This window comes from Phormidium sp. CCY1219 (assembly GCF_035615515.1).
GTDB lineage: Bacteria > Cyanobacteriota > Cyanobacteriia > Cyanobacteriales > Laspinemataceae > CCY1219.
Genome location: NZ_JAJENT010000028.1, coordinates 1 through 335 on the forward strand (window position 1 = coordinate 1; position 335 = coordinate 335).

General features: G+C 45.4%; 1 protein-coding gene. It reads right to left on the reverse strand.

Annotation, left to right across the window (positions count from 1 at the left end):
- The coding region (locus tag LKK83_RS00305) for a Uma2 family endonuclease (protein ID WP_324628752.1) at positions 1 to 335 on the reverse strand (335 nt) is incomplete at both ends.

The following is a 335-nucleotide window of genomic DNA, read 5'->3' on the forward strand; positions in this document are numbered from 1 at the left end:
TAAATCCCCTCTCGGTCGATAGAACTGCTGGTAACATCAATTTCGATTACCAAATCAGGGGGCGGATCGGTTTTTAAATCAATCGTGCGTTTGCCTCGGATTAAGCGTTCATTTTGAATATAAAAACTAGAGTCCGGTTCGGAACCTTTTTCTAAATCCGCTCGATTTAACGTGGTAGAACCCGCGCTCAAAATTTCCACATTCAGTTCCTCCGCCACGGCACTTGCAACTTTTGCTAAGAGACGGTTAGGCTGTTCGTGCTCTAACAAGGGAGTCATAATTTCCAACAATCCTCGGTCGTAAGTCAGGCGGATATTGCGATTGTCTCCCATGTC